Here is a 2,341-nt window from a genome sequence, read left to right as displayed (position 1 = left end):
CCGCTGCACGACTTGAGGGCGACTACGACATCCTGCTCACCAACCGACTGATTCTGCAGCCGACCGCCGAGCTCAACGTCTACGGCAAAAACGATCCGCAACGGGGTGTCGGTTCCGGGTTATCCAACACCGAAGCCGGCCTGCGCCTGCGCTATGAAATCCGCCGGGAAATCGCGCCTTACATCGGCGTGACCTGGAACCGCACCTACGGCAAAACCGCCGATTACGCCAACGATGAAGGTGAGGATCGCAGCGAAGCACGCCTTGTTCTTGGCATTCGGCTGTGGTTCTAAACGCATTAACTCAACAACCAAAAAAACAACCGCTTAAAGCGGTAAGAGGCCTTGCATGCGCATGATTAAAACTACCGCTGTAGCCATTGGACTGCTCATGAGCGCGCTCGCTCAAGCACACCCGAAACTGCTCTCCTCCACTCCGGCGGAAGGTGCGAATGGCGCGGCACCGAGCAAGATCGAACTGCACTTCTCGGAAAACCTCATGACCCAGTTCTCCGGCGCAAAATTGGTCATGACGGAAATGCCTGGCATGGCGCACTCCCCCATGCCCATGAAAGCCAAAGTCTCCGGCGGCAGCGACCCGAAAACCATGGTCATCACACCGCTTTCGCCACTGCCTGTCGGCACCTACAAAGTCGAATGGCGCGCCGTGTCGTCGGACACCCACCCGATCACCGGCAACGTTACGTTCAAAGTGAAGTGATTGATGAGCGACTCGGTCAGCATTGCACTGCGCTTTGGGTTGTATGTGGATTTGATGTTGCTGTTTGGGGTGGCGCTGTTTGGGCTGTACAGCCTGAAAGAACGGGAACGAATATCGGCCGCGGTGTTGCCGTTTCGGTCGATGTTGACGGGGGCGGCGTTGCTGGGCGTGCTGCTTTCTGCCGCCAGCATGATGATGATGGCGAGTGCCATGAGCGGTGAGACGGACTTTGCCGAGTTGCGTCCGCATATCGAGATGATGGTGTTTGAGACGGATGTCGGGTTGGCCTGGGTCGTGCGCATCATCGCGCTGGTTATCGCCAGTTTGGCGGTGATGCTCAATCAACGTGCGCCCGGGCTCAGCCTGCTGATCGCGTCTTTTGCCGGCGCCATCGCCTTGGCCAGCCTGGCCTGGAACGGTCATGGGGCGATGGATGAAGGCAGCCGTCGTTATTGGCATCTCATCACTGACATCTTGCATCTGCTGGCTTCGGGGGCCTGGTTCGGTGCGCTGGTCGCGCTTGCCTTGATGGCAAAGATCAACGATCTGCAAACAGAGGAACGCATCAGATTGCTGGCTCGGGCTGTCCGCCGATTTGAATGGGTGGGCGCAGTGATCGTGGTCGTCATCACGGTCACGGGAGTCGTGAATTACCTGTTCATCGTGGGCCCAACGCTCGACGATGTCTTGCTCAGTACCTACGGGATTTTGCTGTCCATCAAAATCGCGCTGTTTGCCGGGATGCTGGTGCTCGCCGCGTTTAACCGGTTTCACCTGGGGCCGTTTTTGGAGCGGTCGTTGCGTGAGGGTCAGTATCGGGTGGCAGCGAATACGTTGCGGCGCAGCGTGGTGGTTGAATTGGCGGCGGCGGTGTTGATTTTGGGATTGGTGGCTTGGTTGGGGACGTTGAGTCCGGAAATGGAAATGAGCGCGGAGTAACGTAAAGGGGCACCAGTTGATATGGATCAATGACGGCCTCTTGCTCGGGACTAAGCTCAAGGTAACCCCTCGGATCGGGTACACACTATGCTCAGGTTCCGCACTCACCTACCGCTACTGATCCGCCAAGTGCTCGCACTGTGGCTGCTGGCCTTTGCAGTAGCGGCGAGCCAGGGATGCCTGAGCCTGCTGCCTCATGACCTGACCGTCGCCCATGAAATCATCCGCAGCGCTGACCATGTCGACAGTCATGAGCTGCATGCCAGCGGCTGCCTGCAATACTGCGAACACAGCTCCACAGCGCTGAGCCCCACCCTGACCCTGCCCACCTTCGAACACACCCTTTGGGCTGTCGTGTTTCTGCTGCCCGCACTGATTCTGAGTGCCCGCTCCCAGACTCCGTTCGCGTTTCTCACCTTACACCGCCCGGCGCCACCCAGGTCCGCCAGCACGCCTGCGCTTCGTTCGCTTCAACGATTAAAACCGTCCTCCAAGCGCCCGGAATTCCGGCCGCCCCCTTTGGCTTCGCCTCTTTAGCGCGGCTCAATACTTCCTGTACGTCCCTGACTCACTGGAGATTGCCATGCATACACACTTCAAAACACTCGTCGCCGCACTGCTCATCAGTAGCCCATTGGTTGCTCTGGCCGTCGAGGAGCATCACCCCGACACACCGCCAAAC

Annotated in this window: 4 protein-coding genes; all 4 read left to right on the top strand. The window is 58.6% G+C overall.

Annotated features, from left to right (window positions below; genetic code table 11):
• Positions 1–293 (top strand): copper resistance protein B (locus tag WLY71_RS30340; protein ID WP_347806520.1); only part of this gene is annotated, 293 nt, incomplete at its 5' end.
• A 55-nt stretch (positions 294–348) separates the two neighbouring features.
• Positions 349–720: a copper homeostasis periplasmic binding protein CopC gene (gene copC, locus WLY71_RS30335; RefSeq protein ID WP_347806519.1), complete on the top strand. Its 372-nt coding sequence runs from the start codon at positions 349–351 to the stop codon at positions 718–720.
• A 3-nt stretch (positions 721–723) separates the two neighbouring features.
• Positions 724–1,659, top strand: coding sequence for a copper homeostasis membrane protein CopD (gene copD, locus WLY71_RS30330; RefSeq protein WP_347806518.1), 936 nt, complete (start codon positions 724–726; stop codon positions 1,657–1,659).
• 87 nt (positions 1,660–1,746) lie between these two features.
• Positions 1,747–2,196: a hypothetical protein gene (locus tag WLY71_RS30325; RefSeq protein WP_347806517.1), complete on the top strand. Its 450-nt coding sequence runs from the start codon at positions 1,747–1,749 to the stop codon at positions 2,194–2,196.
• Positions 2,197–2,341: the final 145 nt, after the last annotated feature.

It is taken from the genome of Pseudomonas rossensis (assembly GCF_039888995.1).
In the GTDB taxonomy this organism is placed as follows: Bacteria; Pseudomonadota; Gammaproteobacteria; order Pseudomonadales; family Pseudomonadaceae; genus Aquipseudomonas; species Aquipseudomonas rossensis.
This window is presented reverse-complemented; position numbering and strand designations above follow the sequence as displayed.